General features: G+C 73.2%; 25 protein-coding genes and 1 pseudogene. 13 read left to right on the forward strand and 13 right to left on the reverse strand.

Translation table 11 applies throughout. The features are described 5' to 3' along the window. The first annotated feature begins 235 nt into the window (after positions 1-235). Entirely contained in the window at positions 236-898 is a 663-nt protein-coding gene (yczE, locus tag ABD993_RS00370; RefSeq protein WP_345411492.1) for a membrane protein YczE, read from the forward strand. Between the two features lie 191 nt (positions 899-1,089). Here the strand turns inward: yczE and ABD993_RS00375 are convergent, their stop codons facing one another. Then, positions 1,090-2,442, reverse strand: a complete 1,353-nt coding sequence (locus ABD993_RS00375; RefSeq protein ID WP_345411494.1) for a carotenoid oxygenase family protein — start codon at positions 2,440-2,442, stop codon at positions 1,090-1,092. A gap of 72 nt (positions 2,443-2,514) precedes the next feature. Between ABD993_RS00375 and ABD993_RS00380 the strand changes: the two genes are divergently transcribed. Next, entirely contained in the window at positions 2,515-3,039 is a 525-nt protein-coding gene (locus tag ABD993_RS00380; protein ID WP_345411496.1) for a PadR family transcriptional regulator, read from the forward strand. Between the two features lie 48 nt (positions 3,040-3,087). On the opposite strand, the gene ABD993_RS00385 is transcribed toward ABD993_RS00380, so the two are convergent. Further along, a complete protein-coding gene (locus tag ABD993_RS00385; RefSeq protein WP_345411498.1) occupies positions 3,088-4,341 on the reverse strand; it encodes a multidrug effflux MFS transporter in 1,254 nt (417 codons plus the stop codon). Positions 4,342-4,517: 176 nt separating this feature from the next. On the opposite strand from ABD993_RS00385, the gene ABD993_RS00390 reads away from it, so the two are divergent. Genes ABD993_RS00390 through ABD993_RS00400 form a run of 3 tightly spaced genes read left to right on the forward strand, consistent with a single transcriptional unit; the run spans position 4,518 to position 8,245 of the window. Beyond that, positions 4,518-6,098: an SDR family oxidoreductase gene (locus tag ABD993_RS00390; protein WP_345411500.1), complete on the forward strand. Its 1,581-nt coding sequence runs from the start codon at positions 4,518-4,520 to the stop codon at positions 6,096-6,098. A 9-nt stretch (positions 6,099-6,107) separates the two neighbouring features. Next, complete coding sequence (locus tag ABD993_RS00395) at positions 6,108-7,103, forward strand: alanine racemase (RefSeq protein ID WP_345411502.1); 996 nt, start codon at positions 6,108-6,110, stop codon at positions 7,101-7,103. Then, on the forward strand, positions 7,100-8,245 hold the full coding sequence (locus ABD993_RS00400) for a pyridoxal phosphate-dependent aminotransferase (RefSeq protein WP_345411504.1): 1,146 nt from the start codon (positions 7,100-7,102) through the stop codon (positions 8,243-8,245). The genes ABD993_RS00395 and ABD993_RS00400 overlap by 4 nt, the downstream gene beginning before the upstream one ends. A 33-nt stretch (positions 8,246-8,278) precedes the next feature. On the opposite strand, the gene ABD993_RS00405 is transcribed toward ABD993_RS00400, so the two are convergent. The 6 genes and pseudogenes from ABD993_RS00405 to ABD993_RS00425 all read right to left on the reverse strand — a co-directional run bounded on the left by ABD993_RS00405 (position 8,279) and on the right by ABD993_RS00425 (position 12,526). Next, on the reverse strand, positions 8,279-8,767 hold the full coding sequence (locus ABD993_RS00405) for a hypothetical protein (protein WP_345411506.1): 489 nt from the start codon (positions 8,765-8,767) through the stop codon (positions 8,279-8,281). Between the two features lie 65 nt (positions 8,768-8,832). Continuing rightward, positions 8,833-9,093: pseudogene (locus ABD993_RS36555) on the reverse strand (AMP-binding protein); the annotation flags it as partial. Beyond that, on the reverse strand, positions 8,976-9,416 hold the full coding sequence (locus tag ABD993_RS00410) for an AMP-binding protein (RefSeq protein WP_345411508.1): 441 nt from the start codon (positions 9,414-9,416) through the stop codon (positions 8,976-8,978). The pseudogene ABD993_RS36555 and the gene ABD993_RS00410, both read right to left, overlap by 118 nt. A 91-nt stretch (positions 9,417-9,507) precedes the next feature. Next, the gene (locus ABD993_RS00415; protein ID WP_345411510.1) at positions 9,508-11,793 is read right to left on the reverse strand and encodes an FdhF/YdeP family oxidoreductase; all 2,286 of its coding nucleotides are present in this window, start codon (positions 11,791-11,793) and stop codon (positions 9,508-9,510) included. Between the two features lie 41 nt (positions 11,794-11,834). Beyond that, positions 11,835-12,266, reverse strand: a complete 432-nt coding sequence (locus ABD993_RS00420; RefSeq protein ID WP_345411512.1) for a hypothetical protein — start codon at positions 12,264-12,266, stop codon at positions 11,835-11,837. After that, entirely contained in the window at positions 12,263-12,526 is a 264-nt protein-coding gene (locus tag ABD993_RS00425; RefSeq protein WP_345411514.1) for a helix-turn-helix domain-containing protein, read from the reverse strand. The genes ABD993_RS00420 and ABD993_RS00425 overlap by 4 nt, the downstream gene beginning before the upstream one ends. Before the next feature lie 34 nt (positions 12,527-12,560). Between ABD993_RS00425 and map the strand changes: the two genes are divergently transcribed. From map to ABD993_RS00440, 3 genes are all read left to right on the forward strand, one after another. Next, entirely contained in the window at positions 12,561-13,361 is an 801-nt protein-coding gene (map, locus tag ABD993_RS00430) for a type I methionyl aminopeptidase (protein ID WP_345411516.1), read from the forward strand. A 103-nt stretch (positions 13,362-13,464) separates the two neighbouring features. Then, the gene (locus tag ABD993_RS00435; protein WP_345411518.1) at positions 13,465-15,075 is read left to right on the forward strand and encodes an acyl-CoA synthetase; all 1,611 of its coding nucleotides are present in this window, start codon (positions 13,465-13,467) and stop codon (positions 15,073-15,075) included. Between the two features lie 30 nt (positions 15,076-15,105). Next, complete coding sequence (locus ABD993_RS00440; protein WP_345411520.1) at positions 15,106-16,626, forward strand: acyl-CoA synthetase; 1,521 nt, start codon at positions 15,106-15,108, stop codon at positions 16,624-16,626. Here ABD993_RS00440 and ABD993_RS00445 read toward each other — a convergent pair. Further along, a complete protein-coding gene (locus ABD993_RS00445; protein ID WP_345411522.1) occupies positions 16,617-17,417 on the reverse strand; it encodes an NAD(P)H-binding protein in 801 nt (266 codons plus the stop codon). The genes ABD993_RS00440 and ABD993_RS00445 overlap by 10 nt on opposite strands. 91 nt (positions 17,418-17,508) lie before the next feature. On the opposite strand from ABD993_RS00445, the gene ABD993_RS00450 reads away from it, so the two are divergent. After that, complete coding sequence (locus ABD993_RS00450) at positions 17,509-17,886, forward strand: winged helix-turn-helix transcriptional regulator (RefSeq protein ID WP_345411524.1); 378 nt, start codon at positions 17,509-17,511, stop codon at positions 17,884-17,886. Here ABD993_RS00450 and ABD993_RS00455 read toward each other — a convergent pair. Beyond that, complete coding sequence (locus ABD993_RS00455; protein ID WP_345411526.1) at positions 17,846-18,493, reverse strand: HAD-IA family hydrolase; 648 nt, start codon at positions 18,491-18,493, stop codon at positions 17,846-17,848. The two genes, ABD993_RS00450 and ABD993_RS00455, sit on opposite strands and share 41 nt — an antisense overlap. 55 nt (positions 18,494-18,548) lie before the next feature. On the opposite strand from ABD993_RS00455, the gene ABD993_RS00460 reads away from it, so the two are divergent. Next, positions 18,549-18,896: a CDC27 family protein gene (locus ABD993_RS00460; RefSeq protein ID WP_345411528.1), complete on the forward strand. Its 348-nt coding sequence runs from the start codon at positions 18,549-18,551 to the stop codon at positions 18,894-18,896. A gap of 133 nt (positions 18,897-19,029) precedes the next feature. On the opposite strand, the gene ABD993_RS00465 is transcribed toward ABD993_RS00460, so the two are convergent. Both ABD993_RS00465 and ABD993_RS00470 read right to left on the reverse strand, forming a co-directional pair. Next, positions 19,030-20,949, reverse strand: coding sequence for an acyl-CoA dehydrogenase family protein (locus ABD993_RS00465; RefSeq protein WP_345411530.1), 1,920 nt, complete (start codon positions 20,947-20,949; stop codon positions 19,030-19,032). Beyond that, positions 20,946-21,575, reverse strand: a complete 630-nt coding sequence (locus tag ABD993_RS00470) for a TetR family transcriptional regulator (RefSeq protein ID WP_345411532.1) — start codon at positions 21,573-21,575, stop codon at positions 20,946-20,948. The genes ABD993_RS00465 and ABD993_RS00470 overlap by 4 nt, the downstream gene beginning before the upstream one ends. Positions 21,576-21,640: 65 nt before the next feature. On the opposite strand from ABD993_RS00470, the gene ABD993_RS00475 reads away from it, so the two are divergent. From ABD993_RS00475 to ABD993_RS00485, 3 genes are all read left to right on the forward strand, one after another. After that, positions 21,641-22,963: an acetyl-CoA C-acetyltransferase gene (locus ABD993_RS00475; RefSeq protein ID WP_345411534.1), complete on the forward strand. Its 1,323-nt coding sequence runs from the start codon at positions 21,641-21,643 to the stop codon at positions 22,961-22,963. 73 nt (positions 22,964-23,036) lie between these two features. Beyond that, positions 23,037-24,377 carry a 3-oxoacyl-ACP reductase gene (locus ABD993_RS00480; RefSeq protein ID WP_345411536.1) on the forward strand — a complete coding sequence of 447 codons (1,341 nt, stop codon included), beginning with the start codon at positions 23,037-23,039 and terminating at the stop codon, positions 24,375-24,377. Beyond that, positions 24,377-25,186 (forward strand): MaoC/PaaZ C-terminal domain-containing protein, encoded by an 810-nt coding sequence (locus ABD993_RS00485; RefSeq protein ID WP_345411538.1) that lies wholly within the window; start codon positions 24,377-24,379, stop codon positions 25,184-25,186. The genes ABD993_RS00480 and ABD993_RS00485 overlap by 1 nt, the downstream gene beginning before the upstream one ends. Positions 25,187-25,195: 9 nt before the next feature. Here the strand turns inward: ABD993_RS00485 and ABD993_RS00490 are convergent, their stop codons facing one another. After that, positions 25,196-25,357: an alpha/beta fold hydrolase gene (locus tag ABD993_RS00490; RefSeq protein WP_345411541.1), complete on the reverse strand. Its 162-nt coding sequence runs from the start codon at positions 25,355-25,357 to the stop codon at positions 25,196-25,198. Positions 25,358-25,392 lie beyond the last annotated feature (35 nt).

The raw sequence follows: 25,392 nt of genomic DNA on the forward strand, positions 1-25,392 counted from the left end.
TGACGTCGGCCAGGACCCGCTCGGCGACGGGCCTGCCGGGCAGCATGCGTGCGGTCATGAAGGGTGCTCCTCGTAGCGCGGCGGCCCAGGCGGTCGACCCCCGCGGACTCGGCTCCCCGATGGTCGGTGCCATCCTTCGTCTGCCGCCAGTCGCGCTCGTCGGCCATTGTGCCACCAGGCCAGTGGTGCGGGATTGGCCCTTCACGAACAGGCCACTTGTTCGCATCCTGGACGCATGGACCTCCGCCCGCTCCCCGTCGTGTACCGCCCGGCCCGTCGACTCCCCCAGCTGGTCGTGGGCCTGGCGCTGTACGGGACGTCGATGGCGATGCAGGTCCGCGGAGCGCTCGGCCTCAACCCCTGGGACGTGCTGCACCAGGGACTGGAACAGCGGCTGCCGCTGAGCTTCGGGGTGATCACCGCGATCACCGGCGTGGCCGTGCTGCTGCTCTGGATCCCGCTGCGGCAACGGCCCGGCATCGGGACGGTGGCCAACGTCGTGGTGATCGCCCTGTCCGTCGACGCCGCCCTCGCCCTGATCCCCGAGGCCCACGGCTGGCCCACACGGGTCGCGCTGATGGCGGGCGGGATCGTGCTGAACGGCCTGGCCACGGCCCTCTACGTCGGCGCCCGCCTCGGCCCCGGCCCGCGCGACGGGCTGATGACCGGTCTCGCCGCCCGCACCGGCGCCTCGATCCGGGTGGTGCGGACCGGGATCGAGGTCGTCGTGCTCGGCACCGGCTGGCTGCTGGGCGGCACCGTCGGCCTCGGCACCGTGCTCTACGCGCTGGCGATCGGCCCGCTCACCCAGCTGTTCCTCCCGTGGGTGAGGGTGCGGACCCCCGGCGGGGACGACCTCGTCGCGCCCGCGCCTCCCGCCGGCCGTTCCATGCGATGAGCAGCACGAACGTGCCGGCGAACAGCACCTCGGTCACACCCACGGCCACGTCGACCGGCAGCAGGTGGACCAGCGGGACCCGGATCACCGCCTCGGCGAGCAGCCCGACGCCCCACACGGTCGAGATCAGCGAGCCCCGCAGCAGCGTGCGCGGGGCGCCGGTCGCGAACGCCATCGCGAACCCGGCCATGTCAGGACTCGTCGGCGTTCCAGGAGCCGTGGAACCCGGCCGGGACGCCGCGGGGCAGCGCGACGCGGGCGACCCGGCTCAGGTCGGACGCGTCGAGAACGAGCAGGTCGGAAGCCCTGCCGTCCCGGGTGGTCGTGATCGACAGCAGCCAGCCCTCGTCCTCGTGCCTCCGGTCGGCGGCGGGTACGAACACCGCCTCGCCCGCGACGACGTCCGCACCCAGCTCGTGGGCCGCGACCGCGCCGGTCTCGGCGTCGTGGCGCAGGACCGCCGCCCGGGTCCCGGAGTCGGCGACGGCGTAGAGGTAGCGGTTCGACCGGCCCGCCAGGTCGTCGTCGACCGTCGGGAACTCGAGCCCCTGGTCGGACAGCTGCGTCTGGCTCACCGTGCCGGCGGCCGGGTCGACGGCCCACCGGTGCAGGGTGGCGACGCCCGCCGCCGCGGCAGCGGAGGCGTGGCCCGCCTCGTTGGGGCCGATCGAGTCCCACACCGCGGTGATGTCCTCGGGGGCGTACCGGGCGACGTCGAGCACGATCCGGCCCGCCGCGTCCTCGAACGCGTTGCCGACGTGGAAGACGTAGCACGGGTCGATCTCGAACCAGCGCACCTCGCCCGGGCGGTCCAGCGGCATCACGCCGAGCCGGGCGCCGTAGGTGTCGCTCCAGCCGTAGGGCAGCGAACCGGCCATCGCCGCCTCGAGCGAGAAGGCCATCGGCAGGTCGAGGAAGACCGCGTGCCGCTCGGTGACCGCGAAGTCGTGCATCATCGTGGGTCCGGCGACGGCGATCTCCGCGCTGGTCACGAGCTCGCCCGCCGCGTCGAGCCGGTGGTAGGTGAGCAGCGGCGGCAGCGCGCCGTAGCCGAAGAAGTGCAGGTCGCCCGTGGTCGGGTCGGTCTTCGGATGCGCGGTCATCGCGGTGGTGAGCCTGCCGCCGAAGTCCCGCGGGCCCACGGTCTCCAGCTCGGGGGTGACCTCGTACGGAAACCCGTTCTCGACCAGCGCGAGGAGCCGCCCGGCGTGCCCGACGATGTGCGTGTTGGCGGTGACGGCGGCCCGGTCGAAGGTGCCGTCCGGCCGCACGAACGGGTGGCCCTCGAGCGCCTCGGTCCGCACCCAGCGGTTGCGGTACCACTCCGCGCGGCCCTCCCGTAGCCGGACGCCGTGCAGCATCCCGTGCCCGGCGAACCAGTGCCCGGGGTCCTGACCGGGCAGGGGGTTGGGGCCGTTTCGGAGGTATCGCCCGGTCAGCTCCGGCGGGAGACTGCCCTCGACGGGCAGGTCGCGCGCCTCGATCTCGTCCGGCACCGGGGCGAGGTGGCCCCGCAGGTACAGCGGCGTGTCCGTGGTGGTCATGGGGACGAGCGTCCTCGGATGGCCTCGACATGTCAATACTGACATGTTGATATCGACATGTAGGCTGCGTACATGTCACTGCCGCACGCCCTGCTGGGCCTGCTCGCCGTCCAGCCGCGTAGCGGGTACGAGCTGACGAAGGTCTTCGAGCAGGATCTCGGCCGCTACGCCTGGCAGGCCGGGCACACCAGCATCTATCCGGAGCTGAACCGGATGGCGGAGAAGGGGCTGGTCGAGGTCACGTCGGAGGGCGCGCGCGGCTCGCGCACCTACGCGGTGACCGACGAGGGCCGGGCGGAGCTGCGGACCTGGCTGCTGTCTCCGCCGAGCCAGGGGAAGGTGCGCAACGAGCAGGTCCTGCGGATGTTCATGCTGTCCGCGCTCGAGCCCGCGGACGCGCTGGTGGTGCTGCGCCGGATCGAGGAGACGACCGACCGCACGGCTGCGGAGCTGCGCCGGGTCCGCGAGGCCGAGCCGGACGCGCTGACCGGCCCCGAGGGCTTCGGGCAGCTCGCGGCGGAGTACGGCCTGCGCCAGTACGAGGCGGTCCGGGACTGGGCGGCCTGGGCGATCGAGCGTCTCGAGCGCGAGGCCTGACACGACGACACCCCCGCCCGAGGGACGGGGGTGTCGTGGGAGGGCGGGTCAGGCGGCCTCGGGAACCGCCTCCTCGGCCACGCGGGCCGGGGTCGACTCCTCGAGGTCCTCCAGCGTCCACGGCCGGACGACGAGGACGAGGACGGCCAGCGCGATCAGCTGCGCACCCGCGATCGTCAGGCCCATCGCCAGCGCGTTGTTCCCCAGCAGGCCGACCACCGGGGACGTCACCGCGCCGATGCCGAACTGGATGGCGCCGAGCAGCGCGGCCGCGGTGCCCGCCCGCTCGCCGTGCCGCGACAGCGCCAGGGCGGGGGCGTTGGGGATCGCGAGGCCGACCGAGGCGAGCACGACCCACAGCGGCACGATCACGCCGACGAGGCCACCGGTCGCGGTGCCCGCGAGCACGGCCAGGGTCACGCCGCCGACGGTGCCGCCGATCATCGCCGCGAACAGCAGCTGCTTCGGCTCGTAGCGGCGCAGCAGTGCCGCGTTCGCCTGGGTGGCGGCGATCAGGAAGATCGCGCCCGCGCCGAAGAGCAGGCCGAACTGCTGGGCGTCGAGCCCGTACTGCTGCTGGAACACGAAGCTGGAACCCGAGACGTAGCCGAACATCCCGGCCATCGCGAAGCCCGCGACGAGGACCAGGCCCACGAAGGTGCGGTCCCGCAGGAGCAGCCCGTAGCTGCGCAGCGTCGAACCGACGCGCGCGGGGCGGCGCCGCTCGGCGGGCAGCGTCTCCTTCAGGCCGACGGCGAGCAGCGCGAGCGCCGCGACACCGTAGACGGCCAGGAAGACGAAGACCCCACGCCACTCGGCGAAGCGGAGGAGCTCACCGCCCAGGGTGGGGGCGAGCACCGGCGCCGCTCCCATGACCAGCATCAACCGGGAGAGCAGGGTGGCGGCGGCGCGCCCGGTGAACAGGTCGCGGACCACGGCCATGGCGACGACCGCGCCCGCGGCCGCGCCGACGCCCTGCAGCACGCGCAGCACGCCGAACACGGCGATGTTCGGGGCGACGATGATCAGCAGCGAGGACGCGATGTGCAGCCCGGTCCCGATCAGCAGGGGGAGCCTGCGGCCGAAGGCGTCGGACAGCGGGCCGATGAACAGCTGGCCGAAGGCCAGCCCGACCAGGGTGCCGGTGAGCGTCAGCTGGATCGTCGAGGCCGAGGAGGCGAACTCGCCCGCGATGCCCGGCAGGGCGGGCAGGTACATGTCGATGGTGAGTGGGCCCAGCGCGATGAGGGCGCCGAGCAGCAGCGCGAGCCGCGTGCGGCTGGGGGCGGAGGTGGTGCTCAACGACGGAGCCTTCCTAGCGGTGTCGGGGTGCGGATCGCCCGGCTTCCTCGCCTGATCACGGTTCGTCCCCGTCGGTGTGTTCCGCGTGGTTCAAGGCGCCGGGAGCGGAGGCTGTTCCGCTTTCCCGATCGGATGTGACACCGGTCTCTTACTCGTCGGTAGCTACGATTCGTGGCATGCGCAGCCCCGACGGTGTCGACCTGGCCCTCCACGCCGAGGGGCCGCCGGACGCCCCCGCCGTCCTCGCGGTGCACGGCTACCCGGACGACCACACCGTGTGGGCGGGCGTGGTCCCGCTGCTCGCGGACGAGTTCCGGGTGGTCACCTACGACGTCCGCGGCGCCGGTGCCTCCGGGGCCCCGCCCGACCGCGCGGGCTACCGGATCGAGCGCCTGGTGGCCGATCTCCTGGCCGTGGCGGACGAGGTATCCCCGGGCCTCCCGGTCCACCTGCTCGCCCACGACTGGGGCTCGGTGCAGGCCTGGCAGGCTGTCGCGGAGCACCCGGACCGGTTCGCGACCTTCACCTCGATCTCGGGCCCGTCGCTCGCCCACCTGGCCCGGTTCCGCGGCCGCGGGCGGCTGCGCCAGCTCGCCAAGTCCTGGTACATCGGGTTCTTCCAGCTCCCGAAGCTGCCCGAGCTGGCCTGGCGGATGGGGGTGATGGGCCGGGCCGTCGCCCGTCGCGAGGGCGTGCCGCGGCCCGCCCAGCGGGACGGGATCAACGGCCTGGAGCTCTACCGCGCCAACATGACCGGCGTCCGCGGAGACGGCCGCACCACGGTGCCGACCCAGGTCCTCGCCCCCACCCGGGACCGCTACCTGACCCGCGAGCTGCTGGCCTCCGCGGCGCGGTTCGCCCCCGATCTGCGGTTCCGCGAGATCGCGAGCGGCCACTGGCTCCCCCGCGAGCGCCCCGACGTCGTCGCGCGCTGCGTCCGCGAGCACATCGCGGCGACCTCCGACTCGCGCGAGTCCCCCACTTCGGACGCGCGAGTCGGACGTCGGCGCTGGGCGGGGAAGGTCGTGCTGGTGACCGGCGCGGCGAGCGGGATCGGCAAGGCCGTGGCCGAGGGCTTCGAGCGCCGCGGCGCCACGGTCGTCACGGTCGACAGAGCGCCGGGCTGCACGTTCCAGGTCGACGTCACCGACGTGGCCGCGATGGAGCGCCTGGCCGAGGAGGTCTGCGCCGGGACCGGCGTGCCGGACGTCGTCGTCAACAACGCGGGCATCGCGGTCTCCGGCCCGTTCCTCGCCCACTCCGCCCAGGACTGGCAGGACATCGTGGACGTCAACCTGGTGGGCGTCGTCCACGGCTGTCGGATCTTCGGGGCCCGGATGGCCGAGCGCGGCGAGGGTGGGCACCTGGTGAACGTCGCCTCCGCCGCCGCCTTCACCCCGACGTCCTTCCTGCCCGCCTACTCCGCCACGAAGGCGGCCGTGCTGATGCTGTCGGAGTGCCTGCGTGCGGATCTCGCGTCCGAGAACATCGGGGTCACCGCGCTCTGCCCGGGGTTCCTCCCCACGAACATCGCGGGCTCGGCGCGGTTCGTCGGCGTCGACGATCCGGCCGCCGAGCAACGCCGCACCGACCGGTTGCTCAAGCGCCGCCCGTACAGGCTGGAGAAGGTCGCGGACGCCGTGGTCCGGGCCGTCGAGCGCAACCGACCCGTCCAGCTGGTGACGGCGGAGGCCCGACTGGCCCGGGTGACCCCGCCGCCGATCCTCCGGCGGATCGCCGCGCTCGCCCGGCCGTAGGCTGCCGACGTGGTGGTGGACGATCTCGTGACCCCCGCGCTGCTCGTCGAGCGCGGGGCCCTGCGGCGGAACCTGGACACGATGAGCGCCGCGCTCCCCGGCGGCAGGCTGCGCCCGCACGTCAAGGCGCACAAGTGCACGTCGCTGGCGCGGTGGCAGCGGGACAACGGCCATCCCGGGTTCACCTGCGCCACGATCCGCGAGTGCGAGGTGATGGCCGAGCACGGCCTGGGCGGGGACCTGCTGCTGGCCAACGAGGTCGTCGACGCGACCCGGCTCGGTGCGCTCGTGCGCAACGGCGCGCGGGTCACCCTCGCCGTCGACTCCCGGGAGACGATCGCGGCGGCCCTGCGCGGCAACGTGATCGAGGTCGTGATCGACGTCAACGTCGGCCTCCCGCGCTGCGGCTGCCCGCCGGAGAAGGCCGGGGAGCTGGCCGACCTCGCCCGACGCAACGGGCTCGAGGTCCGGGGCGTGATGGGCTACGAGGGCCACCTGATGATGGTGCGGCCCGAGGCCGACCAGCGCCGGATGGTGCGCGAGTCCATGGAGAAGCTGGTCGCCGCGGCGCGGGACGTCGGTGGCGAGCTGGTGTCCGCGGGCGGCACCGGCACCTACCGGCTCAACGAGTGGGCCACCGAGATCCAGGCAGGCTCCTACGCGCTGATGGACTCCGCCTACGCCGAGCTGGGGCACCCGTTCGAGCAGGCGATCTTCGTGCTCGGCACGGTCATCTCGGTGTCGGCGGACCACGCCGTCGTCGACGTGGGGCTCAAGGCGCTCGGCATGGACCACGGCAACCCGTCGATCCCCGGCGCGCAGGTCTGGTTCTGCTCGGACGAGCACACGACCTTCGCGCCCGGCTCGCTCAAGCTCCGCGTCGGCGACCGGATCCGGGTCGTGCCCGCGCACGTCGACCCGACCGTCGCGCTGCACGAGGCGATGTGGCTGGTGGACGGCGAGCACGTCGCCGAGCGCTGGGCCGTGGACATGCGGGGCTGGTGACCGTGCTCGACCGGAACCCCCTCGCGGCACGCCTGCGGCCCTTCACCTCCACGATCTTCGCCGAGATCACCCAGCTCGCCGTGGCGCACGGCGCGATCAACCTGGGCCAGGGCTTCCCGGACACCGACGGCCCCGCCTCTCTGCTCGCCGACGCGCAGCAGGCGATCGCCACCGGCGCCAACCAGTACCCGCCCGCTCCGGGACTGCCCGCCCTGCGCGAGGCCGTCGCGACGCACCAGCGGCACTTCTACGGTCTGGACGCCGGCGAGGTCCTGGTCACGGCGGGCGCCACGGAGGCGATCGCGAGCGCGGTGATCGGGCTGTGCGAGCCGGGGGACGAGGTCGTCGTCTTCGAGCCGTACTACGACTCCTACCCGGCGGTGATCGCGATGGCCGGGGCGACCCGGCGCACCGTCGCGCTGCGCGCCCCGGACTTCCAGCCGGACCCGGCCCAGCTGCGCGCCGCCTTCGGCCCGCGCACGAAGGCGGTCCTGGTCAACACCCCGCACAACCCCACGGGCACCGTCTTCGGCCCGGACACCCTGCGCGCCATCGGCGACCTGGCGGTCGAGCACGACGCCGTCGTGATCACCGACGAGGTCTACGAGCACATGACCTTCGACGCGACGCACGTCCCGATGGCGACCCTCCCCGGCCTGGCCGACCGCACCCTGACGGTCTCCAGCGCGGGCAAGACCTTCTCGGTCACGGGCTGGAAGATCGGCTGGATCCACGGCCCGGCCGAGCTGGTGGCGGCGGCCCGGGCGGTGAAGCAGTTCCTCACGTTCGCGGGCGGCGCACCGTTCCAGCCCGCCGTCGCGAAGGCTCTCGCCCTCCCGGACGAGGTCTACGCCGCGATCGCGGGGGACCTCCGGCCCAAACGGGACCTGCTGGTCGACGGCCTGCGCGAGGCGGGCATGCGGGTCTTCGCGCCGCGGGGGACGTACTTCGTGGTCGCCGACCTGGCCCCACTGGGGGTCACGGACGCAGCCGCCTACGCCCGCGAGATGCCGGCGAGGCTCGGGGTGGCCGCGGTGCCGGTCAGCGTCTTCTGCGACGACCCCGCCCTGGCTCCCACCCTGCTGCGCTTCGCCTTCTGCAAGCGGGACGAGGTGCTGCAGGAAGCCCTCCGCCGGCTGTGAGCGGTCCCCGGTCGACCTCGTGCCCGTGACGGCTCACGGGGTCGCCGGGGTGCCGGACCAGCGGGTCCTCGCGCCCGTGACCGTGCCCTTCATCAGGAACGCGTCCGCGTCCAGGACCGTGCCCGCGCCCATCTCGACGCCGTAGTGCACGAAGGCGTCGGCGCCCACCGTGACCCCGTCCCGCAGCGCCGTGTGGTCGGACTTGAAGGTCCCGTCCTCCAGCGAGTGGCACTGGACGGTGCTGCGCGGACCGAGGGTGACGTGGTCCCCGATCGTGACCAGCGTGTGTTCCGGCATGGCTGCCCCGTCGTCCAGCAGGCGCCTGCCCACCCGCACCCCCAGCGCGCGCAGGACCAGCGCCTTCAGCGGCGTCCCGTCGAACAGGGCGAGGAAGGGCGGCAGGAGCTTCCACAGCCGCTCGTGCCCCCAGAAGTACGGGTCGTGGATCGAGCAGAGCGCCCGCTGCACCGACGGCGGGATCGCGAACGCGGGCGAGCCGAGCAGCCCGGTGTCCGTGCGCACCTCGCCGTCCAGCGGTAGAAGTCGAAGGCCAGGGTCATGCCCTGGTAGACCCGGTCGTCCGCGCGGTAGCCGTACAGCTCGCCCGACACCCGCACGAAGTTGACGATCGAGCCGTGCTCGGTCGCCACGCCCTTCGGTCGACCGGTCGTGCCGGAGGTGTAGATGAGGTAGGCGAGCTCGTCCGCCGGGCTGCCCGCCTCGGCGGCGGTCAGCGGGTCCGGGTCGCCCGCCTCGTCCGCGGGATCGACCGCGACGACCTCCCCGGGCAGCGCGGCCGCCAGGTGCGGCGGGGCGAGGGCGAAGCGGGCCCCGGAGTCCGTGCAGATGTAGCCGATCCGGTCGGCCGGGAAGCCCGCGTCGAGCGGGACGTAGGCGGTTGGACCTTCAGTGCGGCGCGCACGGCCGCGTACCCGGCGACGGCGTCGTCCGCGAGCAGCGCCACCCGGTCGCCGGGCCCGGCGCCCGCGGCGCGCAGTCGCCGGGCGAGCCGGTTCGCCCGCCGGTCCAGCTCGGCGAACGAGATCTCGGTGTCCCCCACGACCACGGCGGTCGCGGTGGGGCGGCGCAGGGCGAGGTCTTCGAAGACGTGGTGCAGCCGCTCGCCCGGGCGCCGGCGGACGGTCTGGTCGCGGCTCTCGTCGACCAGCACCAGGGCCGCGTCGGGCGGAAATGTGATTCGGCCTACCGTCGAGTGAATCCGCGACGCGCACGCCTCCGGGATTCGCTCACCGGGAGCCGGGCTACCGGCGGGGGACCAGCCGCACCACGACCCACTTCGAGGTGGGGGTGCCGGACTCCAGCGCCTGGGAGTCCAGCGGGATCAGCGGGTTGGTCTCGGGGTAGTACGCGGCGACGCAGCCCTTGGGGGTGTCGTACGAGACGAGCCGGAAGTCCTGCGCCCGGCGCTCGACGCCGTCCTCCCATTCGGAGACCAGGTCGACGTGGTCCCCGTCGGCGAAGCCGAGCTCGGCCAGGTCCGCGGGGGAGATGAACACGATCCTGCGGCCGGAGTGGATGCCGCGGTAGCGGTCGTCCAGGCCGTAGATCGTGGTGTTGAACTGGTCGTGGCTGCGCAGGGACTGCAGCACGAGCCTGCCCTCGGGCACCGTGGCGACCTGGAGCGGGCTCACCGTGAACACCGCCTTGCCCTGGGGCGTGGGGAAGGTGCGGGTGTCCCGCGGGCCGTGCGGCAGGGTGAACCCGCCGCGGCGGGTGATCTTCTCGTCGTAGGCCTCGCAGCCCGGCACGACCCGGCCGATGGACTGCCGGATCCGGGAGTAGTCCGCGGCGAAGTCCCGCCAGGGGATGCCGTAGCGGTCGCCGAGGGTGGCGTGCGCGATGCCGCAGAGGATGTCCACCTCCGACCGCAGCAGCGGGCTCGCGGGTTCGGAGCGCCCGCGGGAGGCGTGCACCGCGGACATCGAGTCCTCGACGGTCACCCGCTGCACCAGCCCGCCGGTGAGGTCCTTCTCGGTACGGCCCAGCGTGGGCAGGATCAGCGCGTCCCGCCCGGCGGCGAGGTGGCTGCGGTTGAGCTTGGTGGAGATCTGCACGGTCAGGGCCGCCGACCGCAGGGCGGCCTCGGTGACGTGGGTGTCGCTCATGGCCGACGCGAAGTTCCCGCCCAGCCCGACGAACACGCGGGCGCGACCGTCCCGCAGCGCCCGGACCGCGGCGGCCGCGTCGTGGCCGTGCTCGCGCGGCGGCTCGAAGCCGAACTCGGCGCCCAGGGCGTCCAGGAAGGAGCCCGGGGACTTCTCCCAGATGCCCATGGTGCGGTCGCCCTGGACGTTGGAGTGTCCGCGGACCGGGCACAGGCCTGCGCCGGGCTTGCCGATCATGCCCTGGAGCAGCGCGACGTTGACGAACTCCGAGATCGTGGCGACGGCGTTGCGGTGCTGGGTGATGCCCATGGCCCAGCAGTTCACGATCCGCGACGAGGTCGCGAACATCTCCGCGGCGGCCTCGATGTCGCTCCACGCCAGCCCGGTGGCGGCCACGACGGCGGCCCGGTCCAGCTGCCGGACGTGCGCGGCCCACTCCTCGAACCCCACGGTGTGGCGCTCGATGAAGTCCGTGTCCACGGCCCCGCGCTCGAGGAGCAGGTGCCCGATGGCCTGCCAGAGGGCGAGGTCGCCGTCCGACCGGATCTGCAGGTAGCGGTCGGCCAGCGAGGTGCCGAGGCCCGCGAGCCCGGCGGGCTTCTGCGGGTTGTCGAACTTCAGCAGCCCCGCTTCGCGCAGTGGGTTGACCGCGAGGATCCGTGCGCCGTTCTGCTTGGCGATCTCCAGCGCGGAGAGCATCCGCGGGTGGTTGGTGCCCGGGTTCTGCCCGGAGATGACGATCAGGTCCGCCTCGTGGATGTCCTGCAGCGTCACCGAGCCCTTGCCGATGCCGATCGTGCGGGCCAGCCCGACCGACGTCGACTCGTGGCACATGTTCGAGCAGTCCGGCAGGTTGTTCGTGCCGAACGCGCGGGCGAAGAGCTGGTAGACGAACGCGGCCTCGTTCGACGCGCGGCCGGACGTGTAGAACAGCGCCTCGTCCGGGCTGTCCAGTGCCTGCAGGTGCTGGGCGACCAGCGCGAACGCGCCGTCCCAGGAGATCGGCTCGTAGTGGTCCGCCCCGTCCCGACGAACCATCGGCCGGGTCAGCCTGCCCTGCTTCTCCAGCCAGTGCTCGGTCCGCCGCTCCAGCTCCGGGATCGGGTGCGCGGCGAAGAACTCCGCGCCGACGGTCTCCCGCTGGCCCTCCCACGACACGGCCTTGGCGCCGTTCTCGCAGAACTCGGCGGTGTGCCGGTGGCCCTGGGGGTCCGGCCACGCGCAGGACATGCAGTCGAACCCGTCGACCTGGTTGAGCGCGAGCAGGTTCCGGGCGGTCTTGACCACGCCCATCTGCCTGATCGCCCGGGTCATCGACACCTGGACCGCCTTGAGCCCCGCGGCGTGGTGCGCGGGCCTGCCGACCACGAGGTCGGCCTCCTCGCGGTCGACGGGCGGCGTGCGGTCGGGCGTGGTGGTCACCAGCGAACCTCCGGGTCGTGCGGTGCACCGAGTCTAGGTGCCTACAGGACGAGCAGGAGCGCGACCACCAGCACGACGAGGCAGAAGGCCGCGATGATCCCGAGCACGAGGTGCGGGCTCACGGCGGCGCGGGCGGGTGCCCAGCCAAGCTCGGCGGCGATCCCGGTGAGCATCCGGTGGGCCTCGACGGCGGGATCGACCGGGGCCTCGGCGCGGCGGTCCAGACGCAGCAGCGAGCCGCCCTGCTCGGGGGCCTCGTCGAGTGTCTCGCGGGTGTCGGTGACCCGGTAGGTGCCCTCCGCGAGCACCACGGCGTGCGTGAGCCGCTCGCGGTGGCGGCGCCCGCGCGCCCGCGGAGGGCCGACGACCTCGGCGGTCAGCACGAACCCGTCCGGCGTGCGCTCCACCGTGTACGGACCGGCCTTCGCGGCCTTGCGGACCTTCGCGACGAAGGCCTCCGGGCTCGAGGTCACGCCGCGGGGCTGGCGCCAGGCCGCTGCTCGCAGGCCGCCAGCGTGGACAGGTCGAGGCCCAGCTCCGTGGCCAGCGCGGCCACGGTGAAGAACGCCGGGGTGGGGATCCGGCCGGTCTCGATCTTGCGCAGGGTCTCCGGCGAGATGTCGGCCGCCGCGGCGACGGCGCCGATGCTCCGCTCGCCGCGGGCCGCGCGCAGCAGCGCCCCCAGACGCTCGCCGCGCTCACGGTCCTCGGCGGTCAGGGGTACGCGCACCATGGACGTCATAGTAATACCGGTATTGTTATCTCTCGTGATCGAGCTGAAGACGCCGGGGGAGATCGATGCGATCGACGCCGCCGGTTCCGTGGTCGCCCGCATCCTCACCGCGGTGCGCGAGAGGGCCGCGCCGGGCGTGCGCCCCACCGAGCTGGACGCACTGGCCGCGGACCTGATCGCCGAGGCGGGTGCGGTCTCCAGCTTCCGGGGCTACCACCCGCGCTGGGCGCCCGGCCCGTACCCGGGCGTGCTGTGCGTCAGCGTGAACGACGCGGTGGTGCACGGCATCCCCGCCCGCACGAAGCTCAAGCAGGGCGACCTGCTCTCCGTCGACTTCGCAGTGCACCTCGACGGCTGGTGCGCGGACGCCGCGTTCAGCATGCTCGTGAGCGGTGGCTCCGAGGCGTCCATGAACGGTTCCGCACGCTCCACCTCCGCAGACGAGAAGCTGATCCGGACGACGGAGGCGGCCCTCCAGGCGGGCATCGACGCCGCGCAGCCGGGCGTTCGGATGGGGGACGTCGGGCACGCGATCGCCCAGGTCGCGCGGGGTGCCGGTTACGGCATGCTGGCGGACCACGGCGGGCACGGCGTCGGCCGGTCGATGCACGAGGAGCCGCACGTCCCGAACGAGTCCAAGCCCCGCCGCGGCCTGCGCCTCCAGCCGGGCCTGGTCATCGCGATCGAGCCGATGCTCCACGCGGGCGGGCGGGACTCCTACCGGCACGACCGGGACGGCTGGACGATCCGCACCGCGGACGGCAGCCGCGCCGCGCACGCCGAACACACCATCGCGATCACCGAGCAGGGCCCGCGCATCCTCACCCTCCGGTGAGGGTCGGACTCGCGGGGTGAGCACCCGCGAGTCCCGCACTTCGGCCACCCGAGTCGGACATCTGTGGGTGTCGAACGCTCGGTCGGTCGGGCAGGATCGTGCCGTGTCCGACGTCGTGCCGTTCAGTCCCGAGACCACCGCCGCCATCGCGCGTGCCCGCCAGCACACCCTGGGTGATCTGTTGCACCGCACCGCGAGGCGCTACCCGGACAAGCTCGCCGTGGTCGCGGGCGAGCGCCGCGCCACGTTCGCCGAGTTCGACGAGGCGGTCAACCGGTGCGCGAACTCGCTGGGCTCCCGCGGCCTGGCCAAGGGTGACCGGCTGGCGCTGCTGTCCCACAACTCGTGGGAGTTCGCGGTACTGGCCTTCGCCACCGCCCGCCTCGGCGTGGTGCTGGTACCGGTGAACTTCATGCTCAACGCCGAGGAGATCGGCTTCATCCTGTCCCACTCCGGGGCGAAGGGCCTGGTCACCGAGGACGCCCTCGCCGTCACCGCGGAGAAGGCCCTCGCCGTGGCGGGACTGACCGGCGGGGTCCGCGGCTGGATCGCCCTGGGCGGGACCGCGGCGTCGGGGGACTGGGAGGACGTCGGCACCTGGATCACCGACGGCGCCCCCGACGCCCCGCAGGTCGCCGTGGCCGACGACGACCCGCTGCGGCTGATGTACACCTCCGGCACCGAGTCCCGCCCCAAGGGCGTGATGCTCTCATCGAAGTCGCTGACCAGCCAGTACGTGTCCTGCATCGTCGACGGCGGCATGACCGCCGACGACGTCGAGGTCCACTCGCTGCCGATGTATCACTGCGCGCAGCTGGACTGCTTCTTCTCCGTCGACGTCTACCTGGGTGCGACGAGTGTGATCCTCCCGGGTGCGGACGCGGCCACGATCCTGGCCACGATCGAGGCCGAGAAGGTCACCAAGCTGTTCTGTCCGCCCACGGTGTGGATCTCGCTGCTGCGCCACCCGGACTTCGACACCCGGGACCTCTCCTCGCTGCGCAAGGGCTACTACGGGGCCGCGGCCATGCCGGTCGAGGTGCTGCGCGAGCTGCAGGGCAGGCTGCCCGAGGTACGGCTGTGGAACTTCTACGGCCAGACCGAGATGTCCCCGCTGGCCACGATCCTGCGCCCCGAGGAACAGCTCCCGATGGCAGGCAGCGCCGGGCGGGCCTCGCTCAACGTCGAGACCCTCGTCGTCGACGACGACGACAACCCCGTCCCGGTCGGGGAGGTCGGCGAGATCGTGCACCGCTCCCCGCACGCCGCGCTGGGCTACTACAACGACGAGGACAGGACCGCCGCGGCGTTCCGCAACGGCTGGTTCCACTCCGGCGACCTCGGCGTGATCGACGACAACGGCTATCTGGCGGTGGTCGACCGCAAGAAGGACATGATCAAGACGGGTGGGGAGAACGTCGCCTCCCGCGAGGTCGAGGAGGCCCTCTACCTGCTCGACGGCGTGGCCGAGGTCGCCGTGTTCGGCATCAGCCACCCGCACTGGATCGAGGCCGTCACCGCGGTCGTCGTGGCCAAACCGGGCGTCGAGCTCACCCGCGAGCAGGTCGACGCGCACGCCCGCGAGAAGCTCGCCGGCTACAAGCGCCCCAAGTACGTGGTCTTCGCCGACGCCCTACCGAAGAACCCCAGCGGCAAGATCCTCAAGAAGGACCTCCGAGTCGAACACGGGAACCTCGCCGCCGAGGGTAGCTGATCGTACGTTCAGTAGGCTAGAACGGACCTCATGTACCCCGGCACCTGGGCCCGAGAGCGGCCCGACCATCCGGCGACGATCATGTCGGGAGGGCCGCTCGACGGCATGGTCCAGACCCACGCGGAGCTCGACGAGCGATCGACCCGGCTGGCCCGGGTGCTCGCCTGCGCGGGCCTGAGCAGGGGCGACCACCTCGCCGTCGTGCTGGAGAACCGGCCGGAGGTGTTCGAGGCCTACTGGGCGGCCCGCCGGTCAGGGCTGATCGTCACCGCGGTGAACAGCCATCTGACGCCGGGCGAGATCGCCTACATCGTGGGCGACTGCGGGGCCCGCGCGCTCGTCGTGTCGGCGGCGCTGGCCGGGTTCGACGCACCGGACGTCGAGCTCCGGCTCTCCGTCGGTGGGTCCGTCGCGGGGCACGAGGACTACGAGGCCGCGCTCGCGGCGGTGTCCGCGGAACCGCTCGCCGACCAGCCGGCGGGGATCGACATGCTCTACTCCTCCGGCACCACCGGGCGCCCCAAGGGGATCCTCAAGCCCCTGCCGGAGCGGCGGATCGACGAGCCGGGCGAGCCGATGCTCGAGATCTTCGCGTCCGCCTACGGCTTCAACCGGGACACCGTCTACTACTCGCCCGCGCCGCAGTACCACTCCGCGCCGCTGCGTTTCGGCGCGATGACGCACGCGGTCGGCGGCACGCTGGTGGTCGCGGACCGGTTCGGCGCCGAGCAGGCCCTCGCCGACATCGAGCGGTTCCGGGTCACCCACAGCCAGTGGGTGCCCACGATGTTCGTCCGGCTGCTCAAGCTGGCCCCGGAGGTCCGGGCGCCCTACGACCTGTCCTCGATGCGGGTCGCGGTCCACGCCGCCGCGCCGTGCCCGGTCGAGGTCAAGCGCCGGATGATCGAGTGGTGGGGTCCGGTGCTGGAGGAGTACTACAGCACCACGGAGTCGCCGGGGCAGACCCGGATCTCCTCCGCCGAGTGGCTGGCGCACCCGGGTTCGGTCGGCCGGGCGAAGGTCGGGGTGCTGCGGATCTGCGCGGACTCGGGCGCCGAGGTGCCGCCCGGCCGGATCGGCACGATCTACTTCGAGCAGCCTGCGCCCACGTTCAGCTACCACGGGGACCCGGTGAAGACCGCGGAGTCACGCCATCCGGACCACGAGAACTGGGCGACGACCGGCGACCTCGGCTACGTCGACGAGGACGGGTGGCTCCACCTCACCGACCGCAAGGCCTTCATGATCATCTCGGGCGGGGTGAACATCTACCCGCAGGAGATCGAGGACGCGTTCGCGCTGCACCCCGCGGTGCGCGACGTCGGCGTGATCGGGCTCCCGGACGAGGAGATGGGCGAGCAGGTGCTCGCCGTCGTCGAGCCCGCGGAGGGGGCCGAGCCGGGCCCGGCGCTCGAGCGCGAGCTGCTCGAGTTCGTCCGGACCCGGATCGCGGGGTTCAAATGTCCCAGGCGGATCGACTTCACCGACGCGCTCCCGCGCACCCCGACCGGGAAGCTGGTGAAGCGGCGGTTGGCCGAGCGCTACCGCTGAGCCGCCGCGCGGACGAGCTCGCCGATCGCGGTGGCCGGGCGGCCCAGCAGGGTCGCCAGGTCGTCGCCGGGCTCGCTGAAGAAGCCGCTGCTCACCAGGGCGCCGATGAAGTCCTCGTCGGCGAGCGGGAGTTCCCTGTGTGTCACGGCGGTGCCGGTCGCCTCGGTGATCGCAGCGGCCAGCTCGTCGTAGGTCCACAGCGGACCGCGCAGCTCGTGGACCGCGTTCTCGTGGCCCGTGCCGGTCAGCGCGGCGGAGGCGGCGAGCCCGAAGTCCCGGATGGTGGCGGTGTTGAGCGCCTTGCCCGCGTCCGCCGCCGCGATCTCCCCGGCCTCCACGGCTGCGGCCACGACGGCGGGGTTCACGAAGAGGTCGCTGTAGAAGCTGTTGCGCAGCACGGTGAACGGGACGCCGGACTCGCGCAGCAGTCCCTCGGTGACCGCGTGGTCGGCGAGGAAGCCCGGGCCGGTGTCCGCCGAGATCGCGCTGGTGTAGACGATCCGTCCGACACCGGCGGCCTGTGCTGCGGCGATCGCGTTGCCGTGCTGGCGGGGCCGGGTGCCGGGCGTGACGTCCGGGCTCGACACGATCAGCACCACGTCCGCGCCCGCGAACGCCTTCTCCAGGCTCGTCGGGTCCTCGTAGTCGCCCTGGCGCACCTCGACACCGGGAACGTCCACCTTCTCGGGCGTGCGTGCCACGCCCACGACCTGCTCGGCGGGCAGGCGGGTCAGCAGGTCGTCCAGGACGACGCGTCCGAGCTTCCCGGACACCCCGGTCACCGCGATCATGATGTTCTCCCTCTGGTGGTCTGGTGCCACGAACCTACGGTGATGTACTTTCTCTTCGTAAGTACGTACCTCGAGGTAATCACAGGGGTCCATGGTGAGCACGCAGGTGGAGACGGTGTCGTGGCCCGCCCCGGGTGACGCGTTCGACAGGAACTGCCCCACGCGGATCGTGCTGGACCACGTCACCTCGAAGTGGGCGGTGCTCGTGCTGGTCGCCCTGCGGGAGGACGGCGAGACCCGGTTCAGCGCACTGCGCCGCCGGGTCGGCGGGGTCAGTGAGAAGATGTTGGCGCAGACCCTGCGCACGCTGGAGGGGGACGGGTTCCTGGAACGGCGTGTCCTCGCGACCACGCCGCCGCAGGTCTCCTACCTGCTCACCGAGCCGGGCGAGGAGGTCACCGCACACCTCGCCGGGCTCGTCGGGTGGATCAACTCGCGGGCGCTGGGAAGGGTGGGGTCCACTCGCTGAGCAGGTCGGCCAGATCCGGCAGGCCGCTCAGCGTCAGGTCCCCGCGCAGGCCCTTGAGCGCCGCGGTCCGCATCCCCGCGCCGTATCCCGCGGCCAGGCCGGGATCGCTGTCCTCGACGACGAGGCACGCCGCGGGCTCGACCCCGAGCGCCGCCGCGGCCTTGAGGTAGCCCTCCGGGCTGGGCTTGCCCTCGCTGATGTCCTCGCTGGTCACCAGGGTGGCCGGGGTCGGCAGGCCCGCGGCGCCGAGCCGGGCGGCGGCCAGCCGCCGGTCGGCGCTGGTGACGACGGCCCACGGCAGGCCGAGCACGTCCAACAGGCGCAGCAGCGAGTGGGCGCCGGGGATCTCGCGGACGTCGACGAGGTCGGTGTACTGCAGCTCGAGCTGGCGTGCGGCCGCCGCCGCGACCGCGGCATCGTCCAGGTCGGGTCGCATCTCGCGCACCGTGGGCTCCGACGGCCTCCCGTGGGCGACGGCCAGCACGGCGGCGGGGTCGACACGGAACTCCGCGGCCCAGGTGTGCCAGGCGCGCTCCACCGCGGCGTCCGAGTCGACGAGCGTGCCGTCCATGTCGAACAGCACGGCCCGGAGGTCCTCGAGATCCATGCGGCCACCGTAGCCCGTGCGGAATACCCCTGGGGGGTGTCTGGTTGGGCGAGGCATGGACGACATGACTTACCGGATGGCGGAGGGCCTGCTGAACGGCGGACGGCCGCTGGAGGCCCTGTCGATGCTCACCCCGCGGGCCGAGGAGCTGCTCGAGACGGCGTCCGGCGCGGTCCTGCTCGGCCGGGCCTACTACCACTCGGCGCAGCTCGGTCGGGCCGAGAAGGCCCTGACCAGGGCGGTCGCGCTCGCGCCGACGGACTCCTTCGCGCGCTACCTGCTCGGCCGCACGCTGCAGCGGCAGTCCCGCTACGCCGAGGCCCTGCCCCACCTCAAGCTCGCCGCCGCCCAGGACCCGGCCTACGCCGAGGACCGCGACACCTGCGCGGCCCGCGTCGCCTGACCCGCGACGGCCCGCGTCGATCACCCCGCGTCCGACTCGGGTGCCCCGGTGTCGAACCCGCGGGCCGGGAGTGGGGGACTCGCGGAACCACGTCCGCGAGTCCCCCACTCCCGACGCCCGAGTCGGACGCTCGTCAGCCGACGAGGGCGGGGGTCGGGTCCTCGGTGCTCGTCTCGACGGCGGGGTCGGCGAGCATCGGGCAGGCGAGCCAGGGCTCGGGGATGCCGAAGGCGTCGACCAGCAGGCGGGCGTGCGGGCGCAGCTCCGCGCAGAGGTCGTTGACGGCCGCGGTGAGGGCTCGGGACTCGCTCGCGGTGAGCCTGCCGTGCTCGAGATACCAGGCGCGGTCCCGCTCGATGACGGACAGGGCGTGCAGGTCGCAGACCTTCCCGAGCAGCTCCCGCACCGCGGGGTCGGCGCGCTCGATGCCGGCCACGAACGCGTCGAACACCACGGTGTCGACGTGCGCGCGGGCCGCCGCCAGCAGGTGGTCCTGCGCGGCGTTGAAGATCCCGAACTGGTCGGCGCCCTTCTTCAGGGCGGGCCGCAGCCGTCGGGCCACCCCGGCCAGCAGGTGCTCCGAGCGGTCGGCGATCAGCGCGCGCTGCGCGTCGCGCGAGCGGGGGTCCAGAGCCTTCACGCGGACCCGGTTCAGGCCGGTCCGCTCCGCGGCGGCCCCCACCGCCTGCCCGCCGAGGAACCGGGCGAGCTCCATCTTGGACAGCCGGGACACGGACCTGCCGTAGTCGCTCACCAGGTTCTTGGCGAGCAGCTGCAGCAGGACGGTGTTGTCCCCCTCGAACGTGGTGAAGACGTCCGTGTCCGCCTTCAGCGCGGGCAGGTGGTTCTCGCTCAGGTAGCCCGCCCCGCCGCAGGCCTCGCGGCAGGTCTGGATGGTGTGCGTGGCGTGCCAGGTCGACGCCGCCTTGACCCCGGCCGCACGGCCCTCGAGAGCGCGCTGGGCCTTCTCGTCCGGGGCGGCGCCCGGCTCCTGCAGGCGGTGCATCTCCGCGACCATGTCGTCTTGCGCATAGGTCAGCGCGTACGTCGTGGCCAGCAGGGGGAGGAGCTTCCGCTGGTGCACGCGGTAGTCCAGGATCGCGGTCTCCTCGCCCGTGGCGGGATCGGCGAACTGGCGGCGGCGCTCGCCGTAGCGGATCGCGAGCGTCAGCGCCTTCTGCGCCGCGCTGCCCGCCCCGCCCGCCACCGAGATCCGGCCGCGCACGAGCGTGCCGAGCATGGTGAAGAAGCGACGGCCCTCGTTCTCGATCGAGCTGGAGTAGGTGCCGTCCTCGGCCACGTCGGCGAACCGGTTGAGCAGGGCCTCCCGCGGCACCCGGACGCCGGTGAACGTCAGCCTGCCGTTGTCGACGCCGTTGAGCCCGGCCTTGTGGCCGCAGTCGCCGATCTCGACGCCCGCGGCGGGCTTCCCGTCGACCCGGATCGGGACCAGGAACGCGTGCACGCCGTGCGTCTCGCCCTGCGTGACGAGCTGGGCGAACACCACGGCCATCTCGCCGTCTCGTGCCGCGTTGCCGATGTAGTCCTTGCGCGCGCCGGGCTCCGGGGTGTCGATCACGAACTCGCGGGTGTCCGCGTCGTACGTGGCGGTGGTGAGCAGGTGCTGGACGTCCGACCCGTGCCCGGTCTCGGTCATCGCGAAGCAGCCGAGCAGCTCGCCGTCCATGATCCGGCGCAAGTACCTGTCATGGTGACGAGAGGTGCCGAGGACCTGTACCGCTCCGCCGAACAGGCCCCACTGCACGCCGGCCTTGACCAGCAGTGACAGGTCGCCGTAGCCCAGCGCCTGGAAGGCGGTGACCACCCCGCCGACGTCCCCCTCGCCGCCGTACTCGGCGGCGAAGCCGCGGTGCGGCTGGCCGGTCCTGGCCAGCTCGCGGGTCAGGTGCAGGACGCGTTCGCGGTACTCCTCGCGGGACCAGTCCGGGTCGGCGGGGGCGAAGCGGGCCATCTGGTCGCGCACGTCCGCGCGGACGGCGGCCCAGCGGCCGTCGAGGCTCCGCTGGAGGGGCTGTAGGAGATCGGCGTTCATCGGGGTCCTCCTTCGGAGGTCGCGAGTCCGGACAGTCCGGTCCAGGCGAGGTCGGTCAGGCGGGCGGCGAGCTCCGCCCGGGTGGTGCCGTCGGGGCGGGCCAGCCAGTCGTCCGCCGCGCCGCGGACCATCCCGACGACGGCGTGCCCCCAGATCCGCGGGGCCGCCGCGGCGGGCAGGTAGGTGGTGATGACGGAGGCGACGTGGTCACCGATCACCGTGACGAGGTCGGCGACGGGATCCGCCCCGTCCAGCAGAGGCCGATGTACCACGAACCGGTACACCTCGGCGTCCGACTCGATCAGCCGCAGATAGGCGTCTATACCTGCGATGACGGCGGCGCGCGGCCCGGCGCCGTCGGCGAGGGCCCGGTCCGTCGCGCGGCGGACCTGGTCCACCAGTACCCGGGCGACGGTCTCGCAGACGGCGACGTAGAGGGCGGTCCGGTCGCGGAAGTGCCGGTAGAGCGCGGTCTTGCTGGTGCCGGCCGCGATCGCGACCTCCTCCATGCCGACGCCAGCGCCGTGTCTGCGGATGGCGGCCACCGTGGTGGTCACCAGCTCTGCGCGACGCTGCTCGCGATGGGCGTCCCATCGCGAGTCGCGCCGGTCCCGGGTCAGGCTCACGAAACCGACAGTACCGTGTACCGTGGGTACTGGCTACCGATGGGTAACCCATTCGAGGAGGTCTCATGGCTCCGCGCAAGGCCGCCGTCATCGGTGGCAACCGCATCCCGTTCGCGCGGGCGAACGGCAGGTACGCCCGGGCGTCGAACCTGGACATGCTCACCACCACGCTCGACGGGCTGGTGGCCCGCTTCGGGCTGGCGGACGAGCGGCTCGGCGAAGTGGTCGCCGGCGCCGTCCTCAAGCACTCCCGGGACTTCAACCTCACCCGCGAGGCGGTGCTCGGGTCCCGGCTCGCACCCTCGACCCCGGCCTACGACATCCAGCAGGCCTGCGGGACCGGCCTCGAGGCCACCATCGCGGTGGCGAACAAGATCGCGCTCGGCCAGATCGAGAGCGGCGTGGCCGGGGGTGTGGACACCGCGTCCGACGCGCCGATCGCGGTGAACGAGGACCTGCGCAAGGTCCTGGTGGCTCTCAACGGCGCGCGCTCGCTGTCGCAGCGCCTGAGGCTGCTCGGCAGGCTGCGCCCCGGCCAGATCGTGCCCGAGATCCCGCAGAACTCCGAGCCCCGCACCGGGCTCTCCATGGGGGAGCACGCGGCGGTCACCGCCCGCGAGTGGGGCGTGTCCCGCGAGGCGCAGGACGAGTTCGCCGCGGCCTCGCACCAGCACCTCGCCGCCGCCTACGAGCGGGGCTTCTTCGACGACCTCGTCACCCCGTACCTGGGTCTGACCCGGGACGACAACCTGCGCCCGGACTCCACGGCGGAGAAGCTGGCCCGGTTGAAGCCGGTGTTCGGCAAGGGTGAAGGCGCGACCATGACGGCGGGCAACTCGACCCCGCTGACCGACGGTGCCGCCCTCACCCTGCTCGGGTCCGACGAGTGGGCCGCGGCGCACAAGCTGCCGGTGCTGGCGCATTTCGTGGACGCCGAGACCGCGGCGGTGGACTACGTGCACGGAGGCGGAGCCCCCGGAGCCCGTGGAGCCGACCATCGGTACGGGCGGGACGGGCTGCTCACCGCTCCCGTCTACGCCGTGCCGCGGCTGCTGGCCCGCAACGGGCTCACGTTGCAGGACTTCGACTTCTACGAGATCCACGAGGCGTTCGCGTCCACCGTGCTCGCCACCCTCGCGGCCTGGGAGGACCCGGGCTTCGCCAAGGAGCGCCTGGGGCTGGACGCGCCGCTGGGCTCGATCGACCGCTCCCGGCTCAACGTCGTGGGATCCTCCCTCGCCGCCGGGCACCCGTTCGCCGCGACCGGCGGCCGGATCGTGTCGACGCTGGCGAAGCTGCTGCACGAGAAGGGCTCCGGGCGCGGCCTGATCTCCATCTGCGCCGCCGGTGGGCAGGGTGTGGTCGCGATCCTGGAGGCGGCTCGATGAGCGAGCGGGTGAACGAGTCGGTCGACACGGCGAGCAGGCGAAGCCGGGCGACGAACCACAACGAGGAGCGCGGATGAGCAACGACCGGATCCGGGACTTCTCGAACGGTGCCCTGGCGAAGCGGCTCGGTGTGCCGCGGGTGCCGGTGCTCCGGCGGTACTCACCGGGGCAGCCGCTGCTGCCCGGGCCCGCGTTCGTGGCCGGGACGGGGCGGTTCGCCGAGGCCGTCGCCGCGCTGATCGTCGAGGAGGGTTGCACCGTCGTCGAGGAGATCGGCGAGGAGAGGGTCGCGGCCGTCGTCGTCGACCTGACGGATGCGACCACACTGGACGATCTCGCCGCCGCGCGCGCGATCCTGCAGCCCGCGGTCCGGAAGCTCGCCCCCTCGGGGCGGGTGCTGCTCCTCGGGCCCGACCCCGCCGAGGCCGCCGGGGTCGAGGCCGCCGCGGTCGCCCAGGCGCTCGACGGGCTGGTCCGCACGATCGCCAAGGAGGTCCGGGCGGGGGCGACCGCCAACCTGCTGGTCGTGGCCGCGGGCGCCGCGCCCGCCGCCGTCGACAGCTCGGTGCGGTTCCTCCTGTCCGCGCGGTCGGCCTATGTGGACGGTCAGGTGATGCGCGTCGGGGTGCCGGTCGGCACGCCGCAGGACCCGCCCGCGATGGACTCGCCCACGGAGAAGCCGCTCGCCGGGCGGATCGCGGTGGTCACCGGTGCGGCACGGGGCATCGGGGCGTCCATCGCGGACACGCTGGCGCGGGACGGGGCCACGCTCGTCGTCGTCGACATCCCGGCGGCGGGGGAGAACCTGGCGAAGGTCGCGAACCGCACCGGGGGGGTGGCGCTCCAGCTCGACATCACCGCGGACGACGCGCCCGCGCGGCTGGTCGCGTTCCTGGCCGAGCGCTTCGGGCGCGCGGACCTGGTCGTGCACAACGCCGGGATCACCCGGGACAAGCTGCTGGCCAACATGGACGCCGAGCGCTGGGACTCCGTGCTGAATGTGAACCTGCGGGCGCAGCTGCGGATCACCGACGCCCTGCTGGCCTCCGACCTGCTCGGCGACGGCGCCCGGATCGTGAGCGTGTCCTCGCAGAGCGGGATCGCGGGCAACCGGGGGCAGGCCAACTACGTGGCCTCGAAGGCCGGGATCATCGGGATGGTGCGGGCGCTGGCGCCGGTCGTCGCCGAGAAGGGCGTCACGATCAACGCCGTGGCGCCGGGGTTCATCGAGACGGACATGACGGCGACGATGCCCGTCGCCACCCGCGAGGGCGGGCGCCGGATCAACTCGCTGCGCCAGGGCGGGCTGCCGGTCGACGTCGCCGAGACGATCGGCTGGCTCGGCCAGGCCGCGTCCGGCGGGGTGAACGGGCAGGTCGTGCGGGTCTGCGGCCAGTCGATGATCGGAGCCTGATGATCGGGTTGTACGCCAAGGCCGCCGCGGGTGCGGTGCTGCCGCGCGCGAAGTCGTTGCCGGACACCGTGCTGGAGCGGTCCGTCACCCCGTCGGTGGGGCGGGTGGCCGACTACTCCGCGGTGTGCGGGTTCCCGCTGTCCGACGTCCTGCCGCCGACGTTCCCGCACGTGCTCGCGTTCGCCCTGCAGATCGAGCTGATGGCTGCGCGCACCTTCCCGCTCGCGCTCCCGGGGCTGGTGCACGTCGCGAACACGATCACGGTGCGGCGGGCGATCACGGTCGGCGAGCCGCTGGACGTCCGGGTGCACGCCGAGCGGTTCGCGGCGCACGCCCGTGGGGCCCAGGTCGATCTCGTCTCCGCGATCTCCACGGGCGGCGCGGTCGTGTGGGAGGGCCGGTCGACCTACCTCGCCCGCGGAGCGCAGGCCCCGACCGGCCCGGCGGGCGAGCTGCCCGAGGTCACCGTCCCGGAGGGCCCGGCCGCCGCGGTGTGGTCCCCGGCCGCGGACCTCGGGCGCCGGTACGCGGCGGTGAGCGGGGACGTCAACCCGATCCACCTGAACCCGCTCACGGCCAAGGCCTTCGGCTTCCCCCGCACGATCGCGCACGGGATGTGGACCGCCGCGCACGCCCTCGCCTCGCTGCAGGGTCGGATCCCCGACGCCCTCACCTACACCGTCCAGTTCCGCAAGCCCCTGCTGCTGCCGTCGGTGGTGGAACTGGCGACCGAGCGGGCCGAGGGCGGGTGGGACCTGGCGGTGCGGAACCGGAAGGGCTCGATCCATCTGGCGGGCGCCGTCCGCTGACCGGCGTCCTCAGGATCGGGTGAGCAGCGCCCGCACGGCCGCCGGGTTCTCGACGTGGGTGTTGTGGCCCAGGCCGGGCAGCGTGACGGGGGCGGGGACCAGCGCGGCCGGGTCGGCGTCGCTGACCATCGGGTCGCGTTCGCCGCGGGCGAGCGTGACCGGGGTGGTCACGGCTGGAGGAGGTCGCCGCGGTGTGATCCCCCGTT

Source organism: Pseudonocardia xishanensis (genome assembly GCF_039541715.1).
Taxonomy (GTDB): domain Bacteria; phylum Actinomycetota; class Actinomycetes; order Mycobacteriales; family Pseudonocardiaceae; genus Pseudonocardia; species Pseudonocardia xishanensis.

What these genes read in the sequence shown, in the direction of transcription:
- ABD993_RS00375 (WP_345411494.1), bottom strand. Translation starts at nt 2,442, where the DNA reads ATGACCACCACGGACACGCCGCTGTACCTGCGGGGCCACCTCGCCCCG.
- ABD993_RS00460 (WP_345411528.1), top strand. Translation starts at nt 18,549, where the DNA reads ATGGACGACATGACTTACCGGATGGCGGAGGGCCTGCTGAACGGCGGA.
- ABD993_RS00485 (WP_345411538.1), top strand. Translation starts at nt 24,377, where the DNA reads ATGATCGGGTTGTACGCCAAGGCCGCCGCGGGTGCGGTGCTGCCGCGC.
- ABD993_RS00465 (WP_345411530.1), bottom strand. Translation starts at nt 20,949, where the DNA reads ATGAACGCCGATCTCCTACAGCCCCTCCAGCGGAGCCTCGACGGCCGC.
- ABD993_RS00440 (WP_345411520.1), top strand. Translation starts at nt 15,106, where the DNA reads ATGTACCCCGGCACCTGGGCCCGAGAGCGGCCCGACCATCCGGCGACG.
- ABD993_RS00445 (WP_345411522.1), bottom strand. Translation starts at nt 17,417, where the DNA reads ATGATCGCGGTGACCGGGGTGTCCGGGAAGCTCGGACGCGTCGTCCTG.
- ABD993_RS00390 (WP_345411500.1), top strand. Translation starts at nt 4,518, where the DNA reads ATGCGCAGCCCCGACGGTGTCGACCTGGCCCTCCACGCCGAGGGGCCG.
- ABD993_RS00455 (WP_345411526.1), bottom strand. Translation starts at nt 18,493, where the DNA reads ATGGATCTCGAGGACCTCCGGGCCGTGCTGTTCGACATGGACGGCACG.
- ABD993_RS00450 (WP_345411524.1), top strand. Translation starts at nt 17,509, where the DNA reads ATGGTGAGCACGCAGGTGGAGACGGTGTCGTGGCCCGCCCCGGGTGAC.
- ABD993_RS00425 (WP_345411514.1), bottom strand. Translation starts at nt 12,526, where the DNA reads ATGGTGCGCGTACCCCTGACCGCCGAGGACCGTGAGCGCGGCGAGCGT.
- ABD993_RS00480 (WP_345411536.1), top strand. Translation starts at nt 23,037, where the DNA reads ATGAGCAACGACCGGATCCGGGACTTCTCGAACGGTGCCCTGGCGAAG.
- yczE (WP_345411492.1), top strand. Translation starts at nt 236, where the DNA reads ATGGACCTCCGCCCGCTCCCCGTCGTGTACCGCCCGGCCCGTCGACTC.
- ABD993_RS00475 (WP_345411534.1), top strand. Translation starts at nt 21,641, where the DNA reads ATGGCTCCGCGCAAGGCCGCCGTCATCGGTGGCAACCGCATCCCGTTC.
- ABD993_RS00380 (WP_345411496.1), top strand. Translation starts at nt 2,515, where the DNA reads ATGTCACTGCCGCACGCCCTGCTGGGCCTGCTCGCCGTCCAGCCGCGT.